The organism is Robertmurraya sp. FSL R5-0851 (assembly GCF_038002965.1).
GTDB classification, from domain to species: domain Bacteria; phylum Bacillota; class Bacilli; order Bacillales; family Cytobacillaceae; genus Robertmurraya_A; species Robertmurraya_A beringensis.
Genome location: NZ_JBBOOE010000001.1, coordinates 2,084,511 through 2,101,644, shown reverse-complemented (window position 1 = coordinate 2,101,644; position 17,134 = coordinate 2,084,511). Strand labels below are relative to the sequence as shown.

At 37.9% G+C, this 17,134-nt stretch carries 18 protein-coding genes, 1 pseudogene and 1 riboswitch; of the genes and pseudogenes, 16 read left to right on the top strand and 3 right to left on the bottom strand.

Annotated elements, in window-relative coordinates:
• The first annotated feature begins 267 nt into the window (after positions 1–267).
• From MKX65_RS10600 to clpP, 5 genes and pseudogenes are all read left to right on the top strand, one after another.
• On the top strand, positions 268–1,200 hold the full coding sequence (locus MKX65_RS10600; protein ID WP_160546096.1) for a prolyl oligopeptidase family serine peptidase: 933 nt from the start codon (positions 268–270) through the stop codon (positions 1,198–1,200).
• A gap of 347 nt (positions 1,201–1,547) precedes the next feature.
• Complete coding sequence (locus tag MKX65_RS10595; protein ID WP_340903555.1) at positions 1,548–1,811, top strand: hypothetical protein; 264 nt, start codon at positions 1,548–1,550, stop codon at positions 1,809–1,811.
• A 90-nt stretch (positions 1,812–1,901) separates the two neighbouring features.
• The gene (locus MKX65_RS10590; RefSeq protein ID WP_340903553.1) at positions 1,902–2,594 is read left to right on the top strand and encodes a hypothetical protein; all 693 of its coding nucleotides are present in this window, start codon (positions 1,902–1,904) and stop codon (positions 2,592–2,594) included.
• 159 nt (positions 2,595–2,753) lie between these two features.
• Entirely contained in the window at positions 2,754–3,476 is a 723-nt protein-coding gene (locus tag MKX65_RS10585) for a sigma-70 family RNA polymerase sigma factor (protein ID WP_340903551.1), read from the top strand.
• Positions 3,477–3,500: 24 nt separating this feature from the next.
• Positions 3,501–4,085 (top strand): annotated as a pseudogene (gene clpP / locus MKX65_RS10580) (ATP-dependent Clp endopeptidase proteolytic subunit ClpP); the annotation flags it as partial.
• Positions 4,086–4,122: 37 nt separating this feature from the next.
• On the opposite strand, the gene MKX65_RS10575 reads toward clpP, so the two are convergent.
• Together MKX65_RS10575 and MKX65_RS10570 are read right to left on the bottom strand one after the other, a co-directional pair.
• Complete coding sequence (locus tag MKX65_RS10575; RefSeq protein ID WP_160546092.1) at positions 4,123–4,437, bottom strand: SMR family transporter; 315 nt, start codon at positions 4,435–4,437, stop codon at positions 4,123–4,125.
• Positions 4,437–4,778 carry an SMR family transporter gene (locus tag MKX65_RS10570; protein WP_160546091.1) on the bottom strand — a complete coding sequence of 114 codons (342 nt, stop codon included), beginning with the start codon at positions 4,776–4,778 and terminating at the stop codon, positions 4,437–4,439. The genes MKX65_RS10575 and MKX65_RS10570 overlap by 1 nt, the downstream gene beginning before the upstream one ends.
• Positions 4,779–5,086: 308 nt before the next feature.
• Between MKX65_RS10570 and MKX65_RS10565 the strand changes: the two genes are divergently transcribed.
• From MKX65_RS10565 to MKX65_RS10525, 9 genes are all read left to right on the top strand, one after another.
• On the top strand, positions 5,087–6,202 hold the full coding sequence (locus MKX65_RS10565) for an IS4 family transposase (RefSeq protein ID WP_340902899.1): 1,116 nt from the start codon (positions 5,087–5,089) through the stop codon (positions 6,200–6,202).
• A gap of 240 nt (positions 6,203–6,442) precedes the next feature.
• The gene (locus tag MKX65_RS10560; protein ID WP_340902901.1) at positions 6,443–7,558 is read left to right on the top strand and encodes an IS4 family transposase; all 1,116 of its coding nucleotides are present in this window, start codon (positions 6,443–6,445) and stop codon (positions 7,556–7,558) included.
• 236 nt (positions 7,559–7,794) lie between these two features.
• A riboswitch (PreQ1 riboswitch) is annotated at positions 7,795–7,837 on the top strand.
• 53 nt (positions 7,838–7,890) lie between these two features.
• Entirely contained in the window at positions 7,891–8,544 is a 654-nt protein-coding gene (gene queC, locus MKX65_RS10555; protein ID WP_160546090.1) for a 7-cyano-7-deazaguanine synthase QueC, read from the top strand.
• Positions 8,545–8,547: 3 nt separating this feature from the next.
• On the top strand, positions 8,548–9,027 hold the full coding sequence (gene queD, locus MKX65_RS10550; RefSeq protein ID WP_160546089.1) for a 6-carboxytetrahydropterin synthase QueD: 480 nt from the start codon (positions 8,548–8,550) through the stop codon (positions 9,025–9,027).
• Positions 9,024–9,752: a 7-carboxy-7-deazaguanine synthase QueE gene (gene queE, locus MKX65_RS10545; RefSeq protein WP_160546088.1), complete on the top strand. Its 729-nt coding sequence runs from the start codon at positions 9,024–9,026 to the stop codon at positions 9,750–9,752. The genes queD and queE overlap by 4 nt, the downstream gene beginning before the upstream one ends.
• A 152-nt stretch (positions 9,753–9,904) precedes the next feature.
• Positions 9,905–11,113 (top strand): MFS transporter, encoded by a 1,209-nt coding sequence (locus MKX65_RS10540; RefSeq protein ID WP_160546087.1) that lies wholly within the window; start codon positions 9,905–9,907, stop codon positions 11,111–11,113.
• 483 nt (positions 11,114–11,596) lie between these two features.
• On the top strand, positions 11,597–12,061 hold the full coding sequence (locus MKX65_RS10535; protein ID WP_160546086.1) for an NUDIX domain-containing protein: 465 nt from the start codon (positions 11,597–11,599) through the stop codon (positions 12,059–12,061).
• Positions 12,062–12,104: 43 nt separating this feature from the next.
• Positions 12,105–12,623 carry an NUDIX domain-containing protein gene (locus tag MKX65_RS10530; protein WP_160546085.1) on the top strand — a complete coding sequence of 173 codons (519 nt, stop codon included), beginning with the start codon at positions 12,105–12,107 and terminating at the stop codon, positions 12,621–12,623.
• Positions 12,624–12,803: 180 nt separating this feature from the next.
• On the top strand, positions 12,804–13,853 hold the full coding sequence (locus MKX65_RS10525; protein WP_160546084.1) for a DUF2332 family protein: 1,050 nt from the start codon (positions 12,804–12,806) through the stop codon (positions 13,851–13,853).
• Positions 13,854–14,150: 297 nt separating this feature from the next.
• On the opposite strand, the gene MKX65_RS10520 is transcribed toward MKX65_RS10525, so the two are convergent.
• The gene (locus tag MKX65_RS10520; RefSeq protein ID WP_160546083.1) at positions 14,151–15,494 is read right to left on the bottom strand and encodes an MFS transporter; all 1,344 of its coding nucleotides are present in this window, start codon (positions 15,492–15,494) and stop codon (positions 14,151–14,153) included.
• Positions 15,495–15,864: 370 nt separating this feature from the next.
• On the opposite strand from MKX65_RS10520, the gene MKX65_RS10515 reads away from it, so the two are divergent.
• Positions 15,865–16,593, top strand: coding sequence for a GDSL-type esterase/lipase family protein (locus MKX65_RS10515; RefSeq protein ID WP_160546082.1), 729 nt, complete (start codon positions 15,865–15,867; stop codon positions 16,591–16,593).
• 63 nt (positions 16,594–16,656) lie between these two features.
• Positions 16,657–17,115: a DinB family protein gene (locus MKX65_RS10510; protein WP_160546081.1), complete on the top strand. Its 459-nt coding sequence runs from the start codon at positions 16,657–16,659 to the stop codon at positions 17,113–17,115.
• The last annotated feature ends 19 nt before the right edge of the window (positions 17,116–17,134 follow it).

The window sequence follows — 17,134 nt, the reverse complement described above, 5'->3', positions numbered from 1 at the left end:
TTCCCTACCTTTATAATTTTTTCACTCTAAGGATAACGTAATTTTGTCTTTTTACCAACTAAAAGGGTTGGGTTGGTCTAGTTCTCATAAAATTGAAACATTTGGGTAATTTAATAAAATATAGAAGTTTATAGTGTGAATAAAGGCCTGATTTGGACAGCGACAGCATCAACAACCAATACACTGTCCGAATGACGCATTCATTCCCATACAAAACAAACACATACACCATCATCAATCCAAATAATCAAAACGAGTTGATTTCATATGAAAAAAAGCATTCTTTTATTAATCATCGTCGCCATAACAAATTTAACTACATGCAGCTCTTATGCTAAAAATAACGATGAAATTCAAACCATTCCAACGAAAAAATCAGCCTATAACGGCGTACATCTTCAAGCAAATATTGTGTACGCCAAGACAGAGGTCAAACCCTTACATATGCACATCCTGCTACCAAAACAAAAATCAAAACCTCGTCCATTGATTGTGTTTATAAAGGGAGGGGGCTGGGGATTCCATCATCCTCAAAAGACCTTCGAGTTCATCCCGCAATTAGTGAGATTCGCCCAAAATGGCTATGTGGTGGCAAGTATTGAGCATCGAACCAGTCATGAAGGAAAATTTCCGACCCAGCTATACGATGTAAAAAACGCCGTACGTTATTTACGTGCACACGCATCTCAATACAATATCAATCCCCTTCGAATCGGTGTATGGGGTAATTCTTCTGGTGGTCACTTAGCTGCTTTACTAGGAACCACAGGAGAAGTCCGTGAACTAGAAGGGGATGGTGAATACCTAAATGAGTCAAGCTCTGTGCAAGCTGTTGTCGATTGGTATGGACCGACAGATATGTTACAGATGAGTAAATATCCCGCCGATGTTGATTTTGACTCGCCAAACTCACCAGAATCAGTGCTCATTGGTGGACCTCTTCAGGAAAATAAGGAAAAAGTGAAACGCGCCAACCCCATCACGTACATAACCAAGCATGATCCACCGTTTCTAATTATGCATGGAGACAAAGATCTTAGGGTTCCTTACAATCAAAGTGTTCTGTTATTCGAAGCACTAAAAAATGCAAACGTAGAAGCAACCATGATTAAAATTAAAGGAGCTGGTCACGGCGGCTTTTCCCAACCGGAAATATTAAATACGGTACAACAATTTTTTGATAAACATTTAAAAAGGTGAGCCACTAGGTTCACCTTTTGCAATTTTTCAACTTTGTTACATGTATGGTAACAAAATCGTCATATTAATCCTTTTAAATGAGAGAATACAAACTTCCTAGAAAAGAACAAACTTAAATCTGTTAAAAAGTATTAGTTTATAATTTAGTAAAAGTCAACAAGGCAGTAAAACAGTAAGAATGGAGGAAAAGGGAATGTTCAATTGTATATGGAGGGAAAAGCTAATTCCTTGGATAATTCCTATGACAGACCATTACCATCTTCGTTATCAGGTGGACAAAAGCACCGATAGCACTAGAGCTGCTGTTAGATGAGCCACTAGTAGGAGCGCTTGACGCGTTAACTCGAATGGAAATGCAAAACCTCATTGAATCCGTATGGAAAGAGAATCGACTCACCGCGATTTTGGTCACGCATGATGTCGAGGAAGCCGTTCTTCTATCCGACCGAGTCATTGTGATTGGAGAGGGGGAAGTAGTGATGAACAAAAAAATTGATTTACCTAGGCCAAGAAGTCGGTCGAATCCAACTTTTCATCACTATACCGAGGAAATTCTTGATGTGATAATGGAAGAAAGCTGCGTTAAGAAAAGTGAGTACAAAATTGTTTAATGATACTTTCATCATTTGTTCATAAATTGGTAATAATTTCTGGACATCCTACCTTCTGTAGTACAAAACATAAGATGAAGGAGGAAAGAAATGGTGAAAAAAATCAAAGGATTATTTCTGGTTGCTCTAGTTTTTGGGTTGCTCGGTTCTGTTCAAGCACTTGCAGCAACGGAGGAAAAGGTGGAAGTGGGGTCGAAAGAAGCGCATGCTCATAAAGGACATTTCCACCACAGTCCGGAGTTTCTTGAGAAAAAAGCGAAAGAGTTAGGGATTTCTACTGAGGGAAAAGATTCCGAGACGATAGCGAAAGAAGTTCGTGAAGCCATGATCAAGAAGAAGGCGGAAGAGCTCGGAATAATAACGGAGGGAAAGAACTTTGACACTTTAGCGAAAGAAGTAAAAGAAACGTTTATTAAAAAACAAGCAGACGAGCTTGGTATCAAAACGGATGGAAAAGATAGTGACACGTTAGCAAAAGAAATACGAGAAACCATCATTAAATCAGAGGCGAAGGAACTCGGCATTTCCACTGAGGGGAAAGAACTCACAGAACTAGCCAAAGAAGTTCGTGAAACCAGTATCAAGAAAGAAGCAAAAGAATTGGGGATATCTACAGAAAATAAGGATTTCCGTCAGTTAGCACATGAAGTACGAGAAGCAAAAATTCTTCAGGCGGCAAAGAAATTAGGGATTTCTACCGAAAATAAAACGACAGAAGAACTTTTTGATGAAATGGTGACCAATCATGAAGAGGAAGTAAAAAAGTTAAAGCTGTTTCCATGAAGTCAAATGTGACTATTCGATTTAGAGTAGTCACATTTTTTTGTTCCCAATAGTGGTACCACCACATACATTTCGTATAAACTAAAAAAATGGTGACCCCGTATCTTTATTTCTCCATTCTTCGTTTAAAGGATAGAGAGTGCTGAAGGAGTGATGGTTGTGCAAAGTAAAGTTAGGAAACAGGAGACGGATATTAAGGAACACCCTAGGCTTACACGTGAGGAAGAAATCGAGGAACTTTATTCAAAGCTTCAACGATATTGTCAGTTCATTTCCCAAAATAAATGGGTTGGAGAGGATTTGGCTCAGGAATCGTTCCTGAAAGCTTGGCTTCATTATAAGTATCAGCCGGAAATTTCTGCCGCGCTTGTGAATAAGATTGCTCATAATGAATGGATCGACACCATAAGAAAGCGCAACAAAGAAACTCTCGAAGATATTCCTGAACAATCTCAAAACGAGACAGAACAAATTGTTAACCGCTTTGAAGCCATTCAACAACTGATTCATCAATTAACCCCGAAACAAGCAATTATGTTTGCCTTAAAAGAAGGATTTCAGTTTCAACTTTCGGAAATAGCGGAGCTTTTGGATACTTCTGAAGCGGCTGTAAAGGCGGCCATCTTTCGGGCAAAACAGCGCCTTGGAAAAAAGGACTCAGAAAAAACCAATCCTTTAATTGAACAATATTGGAATGAGGATGAACGCCAACATATCGAGATCATTCTTTATGAATCTTTCAAAGCCCATGATCCGTCACCACTCATTCGTTCCATTCCGAACATTCGCTCGTTACGAAAAGATGATACCCTAACTTGCACGATGAAAAAACCATCACCTCTCTTCAATCGTCCTTCAGGCACTGTCTATATGGCTGCATAATTTTATGCAAGTGAAACGAAGGAGGAAACAAATATGAGTTTAATTCCATATGTTATCGAACAATCAAATCGCGGAGAACGTTCGTACGATATTTACTCTAGACTTTTAAAGGATCGAATTATTATGATCGGTGAGGAGATTAATGATGCTGTAGCTAATAACGTAGTAGCACAGTTATTATTTTTAGCAGCAGATCAACCCGAGAAAGACATTTCTATCTATATTAATAGTCCTGGAGGTTCCACTTCGGCGGGGTTTGCGATATATGATACGATGCAATACATTAAACCAGATGTTAGAACGATCTGTACAGGGATGGCTGCTTCCTTTGGGGCGATGCTCTTACTCGCTGGAACAAAAGGAAAGAGGATGGCACTCCCGAATAGTGAGATCATGATTCATCAGCCTCTTGGGGGAGCGAGGGGCCAAGCAACAGAAATCGAAATCTCAGCCAAACGGATTATCAAACTTCGTGAACATATCAACAAAATTATTTCCGACCGAACTGGCCAGCCTGTGGAGAAGGTAGCGAGGGATACAGATCGAGATTATTTTATGAGTGCAGAAGAAGCGAAGGAATATGGGATTATTGATGAAATTATAAAGTAGTAAAAAGAGGAGTAGCTTCTATTAAAGGCTACTCCTCTTATGATACTAGTTTTAATCCAATCACAGACCCTAACACCATGGCTATGAATAGCATACGTTTCCAATCGTTCGACTCTCCATAAAACATAATCCCGATAATAGCACTACCTACAGTTCCAATTCCTGTCCAAATCGCATAAGCTGTTCCCATCGGTATCGTTTTCATCGAAAATGAGAGTAAAAAGAAACTCACTCCGAATCCAAGAACAATAAAAGCAAGTGAGTACCAATTTCGCTTTAAGTTGAATTGATTGATCAAACTCACACCAACAATTTCAAACATTCCTGCTAATATTAAAGCAAACCACGCCATTAACTTTCCTCTCCTTCAAGAACCTTTTCTCCCGTGACGATCTTAAGCCCAATGATTCCTATTAATAAAATCAGAATTAGTAGCATTTTTTCTATTTTAAAAATGTCTCCAAAAAACAAGATATCTGCCAATACCGTACCGACCGTTCCTAACCCGACAAAGACTGCATATACCGTTCCAACAGGCAGAGCGCGGCTCGCGCGAAGCATCACATAGAAACTAATAGCAATCGAAATTCCAGTTCCTAACCAATCCCACACATTATCGGCATGCTTCAAACCAATCACCCAAAACACTTCAAAAAACGCAGCAATAAATACCATAATCCAATGCTTATTCATGTGAAATCCCTCCGTAAATTATTATTCCCACAAAACAAAAAAACTGTGAGTTTCCTCTCGGTCCAGACCAACTAGCTGTTGCGGAACCCTAGAAAACATTTTCCATATATAACAAAATATATTATACACATATATGAAATTTATGCAAATAGTTTACATATTTTATAGCACTAGTGTTGCATTAATTTAATTTCACTATTAAAAATACTCAAAATGTTCAACTTTATTATATTGTGCAAAGAAAAAGTCCTTTATAATGGATAAGTCAGGTGGTAACCCGTCCAAATCCACTAAAAAGGACACATCTCATGGACAAGATTACACGAAAAACTTCATTTGGACAATGGTTTTCACCAATTAATATTCAATTATTTGAAGAACAGGTGAAAACGATGAAATTAGATTACTATACGAAAAAATTAACGACAGAGTCTTTCCTAAAATTACTACTTTTTGCCCAGCTAGAAGAAATCGAAAGCCTGCATGCGCTAGGTGATTGTCTATTCGATGACCAACTTCAAAAAGGGATTGACCTTGATTCGATCAGTATTTCTCAGCTGTCACGGCGATTAAATGGCATGAACCCAGATCTATTTCAAAGGCTTTTCCTTGATTTGGTCGTACAAATTCATGCCAAGACACACTATACGAAACTGGTCATGCCGTTAAAAATCATTGATTCAAGCACATTGCCACTTAATTTGACCAATCATAAATGGGCAAAGTTCCGTAAGACAAAAGCCGGTGTGAAGTTGCATCTACGCCTTGTGTTTATGGAAAAAGGTGCGTCCTATCCAGAAAAAGCAGTCATAACAACGGCAAACGAACATGATCGTGGTCAACTTGAAATCATGGTCGATGACAAGGAATGCATGTATGTGTTTGACCGTGGCTATCTAGACTACGAGCGCTTTGATCGCATGACAGATGGCGGTTACTTTTTTCTATCAAGGCTAAGAAAAAACGCCGTTATACGGGAGGTTTATGATTTTAAACTACCCGAGGATTCCGCTGTTTTATCAGATCAAATGGTCCTGATTGGTACAACCCAAAACCGTGCTGAAAATTACTTTCGCCTTCTAAAAGTGCTTGATTCCAAAGGAAATGAACTCCATTTAATCACCAATCGCTTTGATTTGAACGCTGAAGAAATTTCAGAGATGTATAAATCAAGGTGGGCCATTGAGTTGTTTTTTAAATGGATCAAACAGCACCTTAGCATCAAAAAGTTCTACGGACAAAGCGAATGGGCCATTCAAAATCAAGTGTTTATCGCACTTATCGTTTTTTGCCTACATGTTCTTGTTCAACTTGAGACAAATAGTAAGCGAAAAACCTTAAAAATTAGCCGTTATCTACGGGCTGCCCTTTGGAAACCAGCCCATATTTGGCTCCGAAAAATTGAAGGAAAAGCCATTCCTTGATAAGAAAGTTGTCGTCGTCACACAGGTCTAATTGTAAATAAATTTCCAAATGGATGGAGCCACCTTTGTTGGGTATTTACTTTTTTGGCTCTAAATAGAGAATATAATTAAACTGAAAATTACGAAATTATTTATGCAACACTAGTGGTTCAATATTATTATTTTGTGCAAAGAAAAAGTCCTTTATAATGGATTAGTCAGGTGGTAACCCGTCCAAATCCACTAAAAAAGGACCATCACATGGACCAGATTACACGAAAAACTTCATTTGGACAATGGTTTTCACCTATAAATCTTCAATTATTTGAAGAAAACGTGAAAACGATGAAATTAGATTACTATACGAAAAAATTAACGACAGAGTCATTTCTAAAATTACTACTTTTTGCGCAGCTACAAGAAATTGAAAGTCTGCATGCGCTGGGTGATTGTCTTTTCGATGACCAGCTTCAAAAAGGGATAGACCTTGATTCTATTAGTATTTCTCAGTTGTCACGGCGGTTAAACGGCATAAACCCTGATCTATTTCAAAGGCTTTTCCTTGATTTAGTGTCACAAATTCATGCCAAAACGCATTACACGAAACTCGTGATGCCGTTAAAAATCATTGATTCAAGCACATTGCCACTTAATTTGACCAATCATAAATGGGCTAAATTCCGCAAAACAAAAGCAGGTGTAAAGTTACATTTGCGCCTTGTGTTTATGGAAAAGGGTATATCCTATCCTGAAAAGGCCGTTATGACAACGGCAAAAGAACATGACCGTGGTCAGCTTGAAATCATGGTGGATGACAAGGAATGCATGTATGTGTTTGACCGTGGTTATCTAGACTACGAGCGCTTTGATCGCATGACTGATGATAGCTACTTCTTTCTTTCACGGCTACGCAAAAATGCAGTCATACGGAACGTATACGATTTTAAGCTACCCAAGGATACAGCTGTTTTATCAGACCAAATGGTGTTGATAGGTACGACTCAAAACCGTGCTGAAAATTACTTTCGGCTTCTAAAAGTGATTGACTCAAAAGGAAATGAACTTCATTTAATTACAAATCGTTTTGATTTAAGCGCCGAAGAAATTTCAGAAATGTATAAATCACGGTGGGCCATTGAGCTGTTTTTTAAATGGATCAAACAACATCTCAGCATCAAAAAGTTCTACGGTCAAAGCGAATGGGCGATTCAAAATCAAGTATTTATCGCACTAATTGTTTTTTGCCTACATGTTCTCGTACAAATCGAGACCAGAAGCAAGCGAAAAACCTTACAGATTAGCCGTTATCTAAGGGCTGCATTGTGGAAACCAGCGAATGTTTGGCTTCGAAAGATTGAAGGAAAAGCCATCCCTTAAATATGCAAATTGTCGTCGTTGCAAAAGTCTAATTGTAAATAAATTTCCAAATGGATAGGGCCACCTTTGATTGGGTATTTACTTTTTTGCCTCTAAACAGGGAAGGTGAGTAAACTGAAAATTATGACACTATTTATGCAACACTAGTGATTTTATAGTTTTATAAATAAGTATGATAGTAAGAACAAATTTACTACCACTTTTGTCGAAATATGATATAATTCTCGAGGGATAATTAAAAAGAGGTTCTAGCTACCCTCTCTAAAAAACTAAGGAAAACAGTACTGCTTTCTTAGTGGTACTGTTTTTTCCGTTAAAAAGGAGCATGCAAATTGAAAAACGATAAAGCCATTGTTGTGTTTAGCGGTGGACAGGATAGCACGACTTGTTTATTTTGGGCACTTAAAAACTTTAAAGAAGTCGAAGCGGTAACGTTTGACTATAATCAACGTCATAGCTTAGAAATACAATGTGCAAAAAATATAGCCAATGAATTAGGTGTCAGACACCATATTTTAGATATGTCATTACTTAACCAATTAGCACCAAATGCGTTAACTCGCTCAGATATTGAAGTAAAAGAAGGGGAAGAAGGAGAACTTCCGTCAACTTTTGTTCCAGGTAGAAACCTCTTATTCCTAACATTTGCTGGTGTATTAGCACGTCAAGTAGGCGCGAAGCATTTAGTAACAGGCGTTTGTGAAACAGATTTTAGCGGGTACCCAGATTGCCGTGACATTTTTATTAAATCATTAAATGTTACCTTAAATCTTTCCATGGATGATCAATTTGTCATCCATACCCCACTTATGTGGTTAAATAAGGCCGAAACATGGGCATTAGCAGATGAGTTAGGCAAGCTTGATTACGTTCGTGAAAATACATTAACTTGCTACAATGGCGTCATCTCTGATGGCTGTGGTGAATGTCCGGCTTGTGTGTTACGTAAAAGAGGCCTTGATGATTTTTACAACGGGAGGTTTTAACACATGTACGGATTTCGCATCGTAGAAAATCTGCAGAAAATTGATCAAGACATCAAACGAAAAGAATTAAAATATCATACTAAGCGCGTACTTGTGAGTAAGGAATTTACGTTTGATGCGGCACACCATCTACATTGTTATGAAGGAAAATGTAAAAACCTCCACGGCCATACGTATAAAGTGATTTTTGGCATTAGCGGCTTTGTTGATGATAGAGGCTTAATGATGGACTTTGGTGACATTAAAGAAATTTGGAAAAATGAAATTGAAATTTTCCTTGATCATAGATATTTAAACGAAACACTACCACTGATGAACACAACGGCGGAAAACATGGTTGTCTGGATTTATGAAAAAATGCAAGAAGCTGTTACAACAGAAGAACGTCAAAAGCTGTATCATGGGGCAAGAGTGGAATTTGTTAAACTCTATGAAACTCCTACTAGCTACGCGGAAGCAAGAAGGGAGTGGATGGAGGAATGAGTAAAATTCCTGTGTTAGAAATTTTTGGTCCTACGATTCAAGGGGAAGGCATGGTCATCGGGCAAAAAACGATGTTTGTTCGCACAGCTGGCTGTGATTATTCGTGCAGCTGGTGCGACTCTGCCTTCACATGGGATGGAAGCGCAAAAGATGATATTCGTATGATGATAGCAGAAGAAATTTGGCACGAGCTTAAGGAAATCGGCGGAGACAATTTTTCATTTGTAACGATCTCTGGTGGAAACCCGGCCCTTTTGAAAAATTTAGATGGATTAATTGGCCAGCTTAAAGAAAATCAAATCAAGATCGGGATTGAAACACAAGGCAGCCGTTGGCAGGATTGGTTTTTACAAATTGACGAACTAACTCTTTCTCCGAAGCCGCCAAGTTCAGGCATGGAAACAAATTTTGAGGTGTTGGACAGCATTTTTGCCAACTTGCAAGCAGGGGAATTTGCGAATCAAGTGAGTATAAAAGTGGTGATATTTGATGATCATGATCTGGAGTACGCGAAAATGGTTCATAAAAGATACGATACCATTCCATTTTACTTGCAGGTAGGGAATGACGACCTCACCAATACTAATAACGACGAGCTTGTGAAAAAGCTTTTACAAAAATACGAATGGTTAGTGGATCGTGCTGTTGCTGATCCCGAGCTTAACGATGTAAAAGTTTTGCCACAATTACATGCGTTTTTATGGGGAAATAAGCGCGGAGTATAAGATAAAATAGAAGCATTCACCTTTTTGGTGGATGTTTTTTTATTTCATCAACCGAATATTTCGAGAGTGAAAATAATCCCGATTTATGTTACAATATTAAGATATAAACCTTGCAAAGTATTAGCGAATGATGAACATTGGAGATGTAAAGGATGGAAACGTGGAAACGAAATTTGTGGGTACTTTGGATTGGCGTCTTTTTTACAGCAGCTAGTTTTTCAATGGTCATTCCGTTCTTACCCATCTTTCTGATCCAAATTGGAGTGCACAACCATACGGAAATGTGGTCAGGATTATTGTTTAGCTCCGCCTTTTTTGCAGGGGCAATCGCCTCACCATTTTGGGGAAGAATAGCCGATAAGTACGGTAGGAAACCAATGATTGTAAGGGCCGGAATTGTCCTGTTCTTTATTTACACTTTAATGGCCTTTGTCACGAACCCCTATCAAATTTTGGTACTTCGAATCCTACAAGGCTTACTAAGTGGCTTTATTCCTGGAGCCATCGCTCTTATCGGAACAAACACCCCCTCCAAGCATGTAGGCTATGCGTTATCACTCATTTCAACTGCTTCGGCTTCTGGTATGATTGCTGGACCCTTAATTGGTGGTGCCATTGCAGAGTGGGTTGGTAACAGATGGGCATTTGCAACAGGTGGGATAATTGTATTCATTGCCACTATACTTATTATCTTATGGGTTAAAGAAGAAAACTTTGTTCCTAGTAAAGAAAGAGGATCGGTTACGAACGATATTAAGTTAGCGATGTCCAACCGTCCACTAATGATGGTCATTGTACTGACCATTATAACTAGTTGTTCCATCATGATCCTTGAGCCTGTTTTACCATTATATGTGGTGAAAATCGGCGGATCCTATGAAAATACTTCGTTATTAGCGGGAATCATTTTCTCTTTGCCTGGAATAGCTAGTGCCTTGTTCGCACCGGTATGGGGCAAATGGGCAGATAAAGTGGGATTTCATAAAGTATTGTTCATCGGCCTTCTCGGTGGAGGAATAGGCATGCTCGCCCAAATCGCTTTTACAGAAATTTGGGGATTCTCAATCGTCCGCTTTTTGTTTGGAATCTTCTTCTGTGCGGTATTCCCAGCATTAAACGGTCTTGTAGTAAGAGCAACGGAAGAGGATTTCCGTGGCAGAGCGTTCGGACTGAACCAAACCGCTAACCAAATAGGCGGGATGATCGGACCGATGCTTGGTGGAGCAATCGGTGGTCTATTTCCAATCCAAACCGTTTTCCTCGTTACCGCAATATTTTTATTTGCAGCAACAGCTGTTGTTTTCTGGAGCGGAAACGGAGTTCAGACATCAACTAAAAGAAGAGTCGCACATAGCAAGTAAAAAGGACGCTACTCTGTAAAATTAAGGGCAAGTGGATGTACCTTTTTATTTGCATTGTAGATGATTGTCTTTAATGTCAGACATTAAATAAAAATTAAGTACATCACTTGTATATAGTGGTGTACTTTTTTAGTTTATTTAGACCTCTAAATGACCTCATTTACAACAACAACAATATATTACATTGACCCAAAGGAATTAAAAGTCGCTATGAATTACTGGTCTTTAATGGAGAAAGGGAGCCATGGAAGAAGGGTTAAGTTTCTTAGATTTAGTAAAGATACTGTGAAATTACTGATGCGATATATCAAAAATGACCGACTCCAATATGACGAATTCCAACGCAATTTTGAAGAATTGCCAAATGAGGCTCCAATATTTATTACGGCTCTAGGGACCCACTCTTATTAAACAAACGAAGCAGTTTTATAATAAGGGTTAATCAAACATATGGTAAAATTAGGGTAGAAGAGGGGGGCATATATGAATATTAGAAACTCAGCAAAAGCCATAATACTTAAAGACAATAAACTCTTACTAACAAAAAATAAGGATGAAGAAGGTTATTTTTATCTTTTTCCTGGTGGAGGGCAAGAGCACGGAGAAACGATTCATAGTACTTTAACTAGAGAGTGTATGGAAGAGATTGGGGAACAAGTAGAAATTAAAGAGCTCCTTCATATTAGAGAGTATATAGGTAAAAACCACGAACATTCTTCTTTCGATTTTAATGTTCATCAAGTTGAATATTACTTCATTTGTAACCTTATTGATGGACTAAATAATAATGGATCACCAACTAATCCTGACAGTCACCAAGTGGGAATTGAATGGGTTCAAATTAACGATTTACTAGATTATAGAATATATCCGAAGGAATTAAGAAGATACATAGTAAGATATTCTAGGAATGAAAAATCTCCTGTTTATTTGGGAGATATAAACTAGATAAAGGGTGATTCTTCCATAATTTTATATAAGGAGTTTAGCAATGGAAAAGTGGGATTTATTTGATAAGCATCGTAATAAAATAGAGAAACAAATAACTCGTGGAGATGAAATGACACCAGACGAGTTTCATTTAGTAGTACACGTATGTATATTTAATTCAAAAGGAGAAATGCTTATTCAGCAGCGTCAACCCTTTAAGCAAGGATGGCCGAACCTTTGGGATATCACCTGTGGTGGTAGTGCAGTTGCAGGCGATACAAGTCAGCACGCTGCTTCAAGAGAGTTATTCGAGGAGTTGGGAATTCATTATAACTTTGAAAGGGTTCGTCCTCAATTTACTATTAACTTTGAACGTGGCTTTGATGATTATTATTTAATTGAATATGACTTGGATTTGAATGATTTGACGTTACAGACTGATGAGGTGCAAGCAGCCAAGTGGGCTTCTAAAGAGGAAATCTTAAAGCTAATAGAACTAAAACAATTTATACCTTATTATGAGAGTATCATTGGGTTTCTTTTTGAGGGTCGACATCATTATGGCTCCATTCGTCTTTAAATGAATGAAACGTGCAAGAAAGTTTGGACACGTACTAAAAGGCTTTCTCTTGTGTCGTTATAAAAAAAGGATTGTTGTATAAGATTTTCTTTTCTTGATGATATGGTCACAATAATAAAGGCTTTTTTTGGAAAAATATAGAATTATACAATATTCTTGTTTAAAAAGGGAGGATTATATTTGTTTAATGCTGAAGTCTTGTCAAAAACTTTTCTGACGTTTGCCGAGAGGGAATGTAAAGGGTCTAGTTTATTATACGAATATTTGTCCAAAAAAATTGCTAGAGATGAAAACCTGCTTGAAATTTGTAGTAGCGCACGTGCGGGACAACCTGTTCCAAACCTTCTGTTTGGTGCAGTTCACTATCTCTTACTAAATGGTAAGGAACACCCATTAAAAGAGTATTACTCGAGCATAGTAAATAATCCAAAATTATTTAATGAGTCGTTTGAAGACTTTAAAGATTTTTGCGATAAATATCGAAATGAAATTGAGTCGATTCTTAAAACTAAGCTTGTTCAAACCAACGAAGTACGAAGATGTGCATACCTTTATCCTGCTTTTTGTACTATTTACGAGAAAGCAAAGAAACCATTAGCACTTGTCGAAATTGGGACAAGTGCGGGGTTACAGCTTCTTTGGGATAAATATTCATATTCCTACGGGCAAAATAACATTTATGGTAATATAGATTCTAAACTTAATATTTCAGCAGAAATAAAAGGAGAAATTATTCCAATCCTCCATTCGACACCGCCGCCAGTTTTAACAAGGGTTGGCTTTGATCTAAATATAGTTGATCTAAAAAATGAGGAAGAGCACTTGTGGCTAAAATCATTAATATGGCCCGAACATAAAGAGAGGTTGTTTATGTTTGAAGAAGCTGCAAGTTATATCAAGGACGGCTCAGTACATTTGGTTGATGGGGATGGGATAAGTCTATTATCAGAATACATTGAAAATATACCAGAGGACAGTGCAATTTGCATATTCCATACTCATGTTGCGAACCAAATATCATTAGAAATGAAAAAACGTTTATTAAAAACTGTTGAAGCTATAGGTAAGGAAAGAGATGTCTTCCATATCTACAATAATGTTCAAGATAGATTTTTACATCTAGATTATTATTTGAATGGCATTGAGAGTCAAAACACTATTGCAGCAACCGATGGGCACGGTAGATGGTTTGAATGGTTTTTGAAAAATGAGCTGCCAATTACACAGTAAATATGGAACTCGGTAAAGCTGCAAATTATAGGCAGCTTTCTTTATTTTGTATAACTTTGTGAAATTTTGCACTTAAACAATAGGGGGCGTTTGCACAACAACATTATATTTTTTTGTTGTAGTAAAAGAGGTCATTTGTTGTACAAAGAGAGGATAGATAGAGCATATTTTCTACTGCTCACCTATCCTCTTTAATTTAACCATCTATAATGTCTGACATTAAATAGAAATTCATTATTGATAAAGGTTTTAAGAAATATATTGACTTTTAATAAAACCCAGATCCTCCTTTTTGTGTTACCCAATTTTAGCAGCAGGAGTGGATTGCTCTGCTGTATTTTTTTGAATAAGGAAAGAAGTTAGTAGAGCTAAAACACTACCAATAAATCCAAACTGGAATAAATGATGAATTCCGTCCATATCGGATGCACCTGTAGTTAACAGATAACCCATAACGGTTACCCCGATAACGGTACCCATGTTTCGGCAAAGCATAAAGAACGCTGTGGAGACTCCTTTTTCGTGCACACCCACGAGTTGTTGTACCCCGATCACTCCCACTGTGGACAGCATTCCAAAAGCGATCCCTTGAATAAGCATGACAAAGAATACAAACCAAAAACCATGACTTGGATCTAGAAGAAGCAACAACAGACCTGATGCGAATAAGAATGCATTACCGATAATCAGCAATCTTCGATATCCGTATTTTAATATCCACTTTCCTGCAGGAACGGCCGCCATCATCCAGCCAATAGCCTGACCAAGGAGCGCAACACCACTGAGAAAAAGGGAAAGACCAGCGATATGTTGTAAAAACAACGGAATATAACTAGCTGTACCAAAAAGAGCCAGATTCCCAATAAAACCATTAAAATTAATTCTCGATATCATTTGATTTTTAAACATAGAAAACGGAACGATCGGTGATGCTTGCTTTTTCTCAAAGAAATAAAACCCTACAAGCAATAATACTCCTACTATGCAAAAGATCCATCTATTTTCTTGAACTACTGTAACAAGAAGCAGACTAGTAATACTAGCACCAAACAGTACCGCACCCATATAATCGACCTTTGCTTTTCTCGGTTCATATTCCTCTTTATAAGCTAATAAAGTGACAAATGAAATCAGACAGATTGGTAGGTTAATATAGAAAATCCATCTCCATGTTAATACTTCCACAAAGAAAGAACCTAAAAGGGGAGCAAGCACAGCCGATAACCCCCACATTCCTGTGAATAATGCTTGGATTTTCCCACGTTTTTCAACTGAGAAAAGGTCACCAGCAATAATGGCTGGAAAGGGCATCATAAAACCGGCACCCATCCCTTGTACAGCACGAAAAATAACCAATTGTATCATATTGGCAGATATGCCACATAGAAGTGATCCAGCTAAGAAAAGTAAGATACCGAAGCCAAATACTTTCTTTCTACCAAACAAATCAGATAATCTTCCAGCCACCGGGGATAATATGGTGCTAGCAATCATATAGGAAGCAAACGACCATGCATACAAATCAAAACGGCCAAGCTCCTCTGCGATGACAGGCATGGTTGTGTTCATGATAGTTGTATCAATGGATGCAACAAGCATCGCGAGTACAATACTAATCATGACGGTTACTCGACTTTTCATAAAAATTCTCCTTTTTACGGCTTGATATATGTATAATACTTCGAATACAGAAGTATCTTGAACTTGAAGTATATTAAAGCAATTGGTGGTTTATGTCAAGAGGTGGTGTTGGACCATAAGTTTCATAGTATTTTGTAAACTTGAGCGCACATATAAAAGACGTGAGTTGGATTTTCTAGTTACTTACTCAATTCTGCTACTTGCTCAGCGGTTAATGCCCCTGATTAATGAAGCGTGAGTTGGATTTTTGTAATATTTGTGTGGTCATATGGAAAAACAAAATAAAATATTTATCGTGCGAATAGGAATTTTGTTCTTAATCACGAATTATTATAAAGAATAAGGAAAAGGGGGAGTAGGTGTTATGAAAATGAAGAGGATAATTTTACGTTCCATGATAATTGGATCACTTTTAGCATCCTTACCAATGACAGCGTTTGCAAAAGGCAGCAAACAAGTCGACTATGTGGCTCTTGGTGATTCATTAGCCGCTGGGGCAACACCTTATCATAAACTAGATAAAGGGTACGCAGATTTTCTGGTTGATCGTTATGAGCAATCACAGTATGAAATCACATTAGATAATTATGGTGTCCCTGGATACAGAACTACCAATATCGTAAGCGAGCTACTCAATCCTAACAATGCCAATTACGCTGAACTACGAAACTCCATTAAAAACGCTGAGCTTGTTACCATTGATATTGGTGCCAATGACTTATTAGCCAATTTAAATACTATAAGGCAAAATCCGTCCACCGCACCTGCTGTATTAAACACCATCGCCGAAAACTTATATCTTATTTTAAGTGAAATCGATAAGATCAATCCAGGAATAAAGGTCTATGTTATGGGCTACTACAATCCATTCCCTCATCTACCAAAGCAAGAGCAGGCTGCCTTACTTCCATTATTAGATGCGCTGAATCAGACCATTGAAAAAGTCGCTTCCGCCAATGGTGATGACTTTGTCCCTACAGCAAAAGTGATTAAAAAATATGAAACATTATATGTGCCAAACCCTAACGACATCCATTTAAGTTTAGAAGGATATAAGGCCGTAGCGAAAGAATTTTGGAAGGCAATTCAAGAAGAGTAAAGTTCCTCACGCCCTATTTCACAATGAAAAAGGGCGTGCAAATTTTCGGAGGAGGTGAAAGAATTGAAGTCCATTCAAAGCATGTATGATCACTTGCATTGGGCAAATGAACGCATCATCAACACCTTGCTTTCACTAAGTGTACCCAATAAGCCAGCAGGAAAATTATTTGCTCACACCTTATTAGCTGAACGAGTGTGGATCACTAGGCTGGCGGGGAATAGCAGCGCACACCTTCCTATATGGTCCGACCTCTCTATAGAAAGTTGTAAGGAACTACTTCACAAGAATCATCATGATTATCAGCTTTTTTTATCAAAATTAACAGAACAAAAGGGCGAACAAACCGTTACATATAAAAATAGCACGGGAACTGAGTTTCAAGACTCGATCAGAGATATCCTCGTTCATGTAGCTCTTCACGGACAGTATCATCGAGGTCAAATCAATCTTCTTCTCCGACAACATGGCGAAGAACCCATTGCCTCGGACTATATCATTTTTAAAAGGGAAAAAGAATAAAGTGGGTGCTTACGGGCTT

Bases quoted from the DNA above. Each gene is read 5' to 3' on its own strand.
- MKX65_RS10600 (WP_160546096.1), top strand. From the start codon at position 268: ATGAAAAAAAGCATTCTTTTATTAATCATCGTCGCCATAACAAATTTA.
- MKX65_RS10595 (WP_340903555.1), top strand. From the start codon at position 1,548: ATGGAAATGCAAAACCTCATTGAATCCGTATGGAAAGAGAATCGACTC.
- MKX65_RS10590 (WP_340903553.1), top strand. From the start codon at position 1,902: ATGGTGAAAAAAATCAAAGGATTATTTCTGGTTGCTCTAGTTTTTGGG.
- MKX65_RS10575 (WP_160546092.1), bottom strand. From the start codon at position 4,437: ATGGCGTGGTTTGCTTTAATATTAGCAGGAATGTTTGAAATTGTTGGT.
- MKX65_RS10570 (WP_160546091.1), bottom strand. From the start codon at position 4,778: ATGAATAAGCATTGGATTATGGTATTTATTGCTGCGTTTTTTGAAGTG.
- MKX65_RS10565 (WP_340902899.1), top strand. From the start codon at position 5,087: ATGGACAAGATTACACGAAAAACTTCATTTGGACAATGGTTTTCACCA.
- MKX65_RS10560 (WP_340902901.1), top strand. From the start codon at position 6,443: ATGGACCAGATTACACGAAAAACTTCATTTGGACAATGGTTTTCACCT.
- queD (WP_160546089.1), top strand. From the start codon at position 8,548: ATGTACGGATTTCGCATCGTAGAAAATCTGCAGAAAATTGATCAAGAC.
- queE (WP_160546088.1), top strand. From the start codon at position 9,024: ATGAGTAAAATTCCTGTGTTAGAAATTTTTGGTCCTACGATTCAAGGG.
- MKX65_RS10540 (WP_160546087.1), top strand. From the start codon at position 9,905: ATGGAAACGTGGAAACGAAATTTGTGGGTACTTTGGATTGGCGTCTTT.
- MKX65_RS10535 (WP_160546086.1), top strand. From the start codon at position 11,597: ATGAATATTAGAAACTCAGCAAAAGCCATAATACTTAAAGACAATAAA.
- MKX65_RS10530 (WP_160546085.1), top strand. From the start codon at position 12,105: ATGGAAAAGTGGGATTTATTTGATAAGCATCGTAATAAAATAGAGAAA.
- MKX65_RS10520 (WP_160546083.1), bottom strand. From the start codon at position 15,494: ATGAAAAGTCGAGTAACCGTCATGATTAGTATTGTACTCGCGATGCTT.
- MKX65_RS10515 (WP_160546082.1), top strand. From the start codon at position 15,865: ATGAAGAGGATAATTTTACGTTCCATGATAATTGGATCACTTTTAGCA.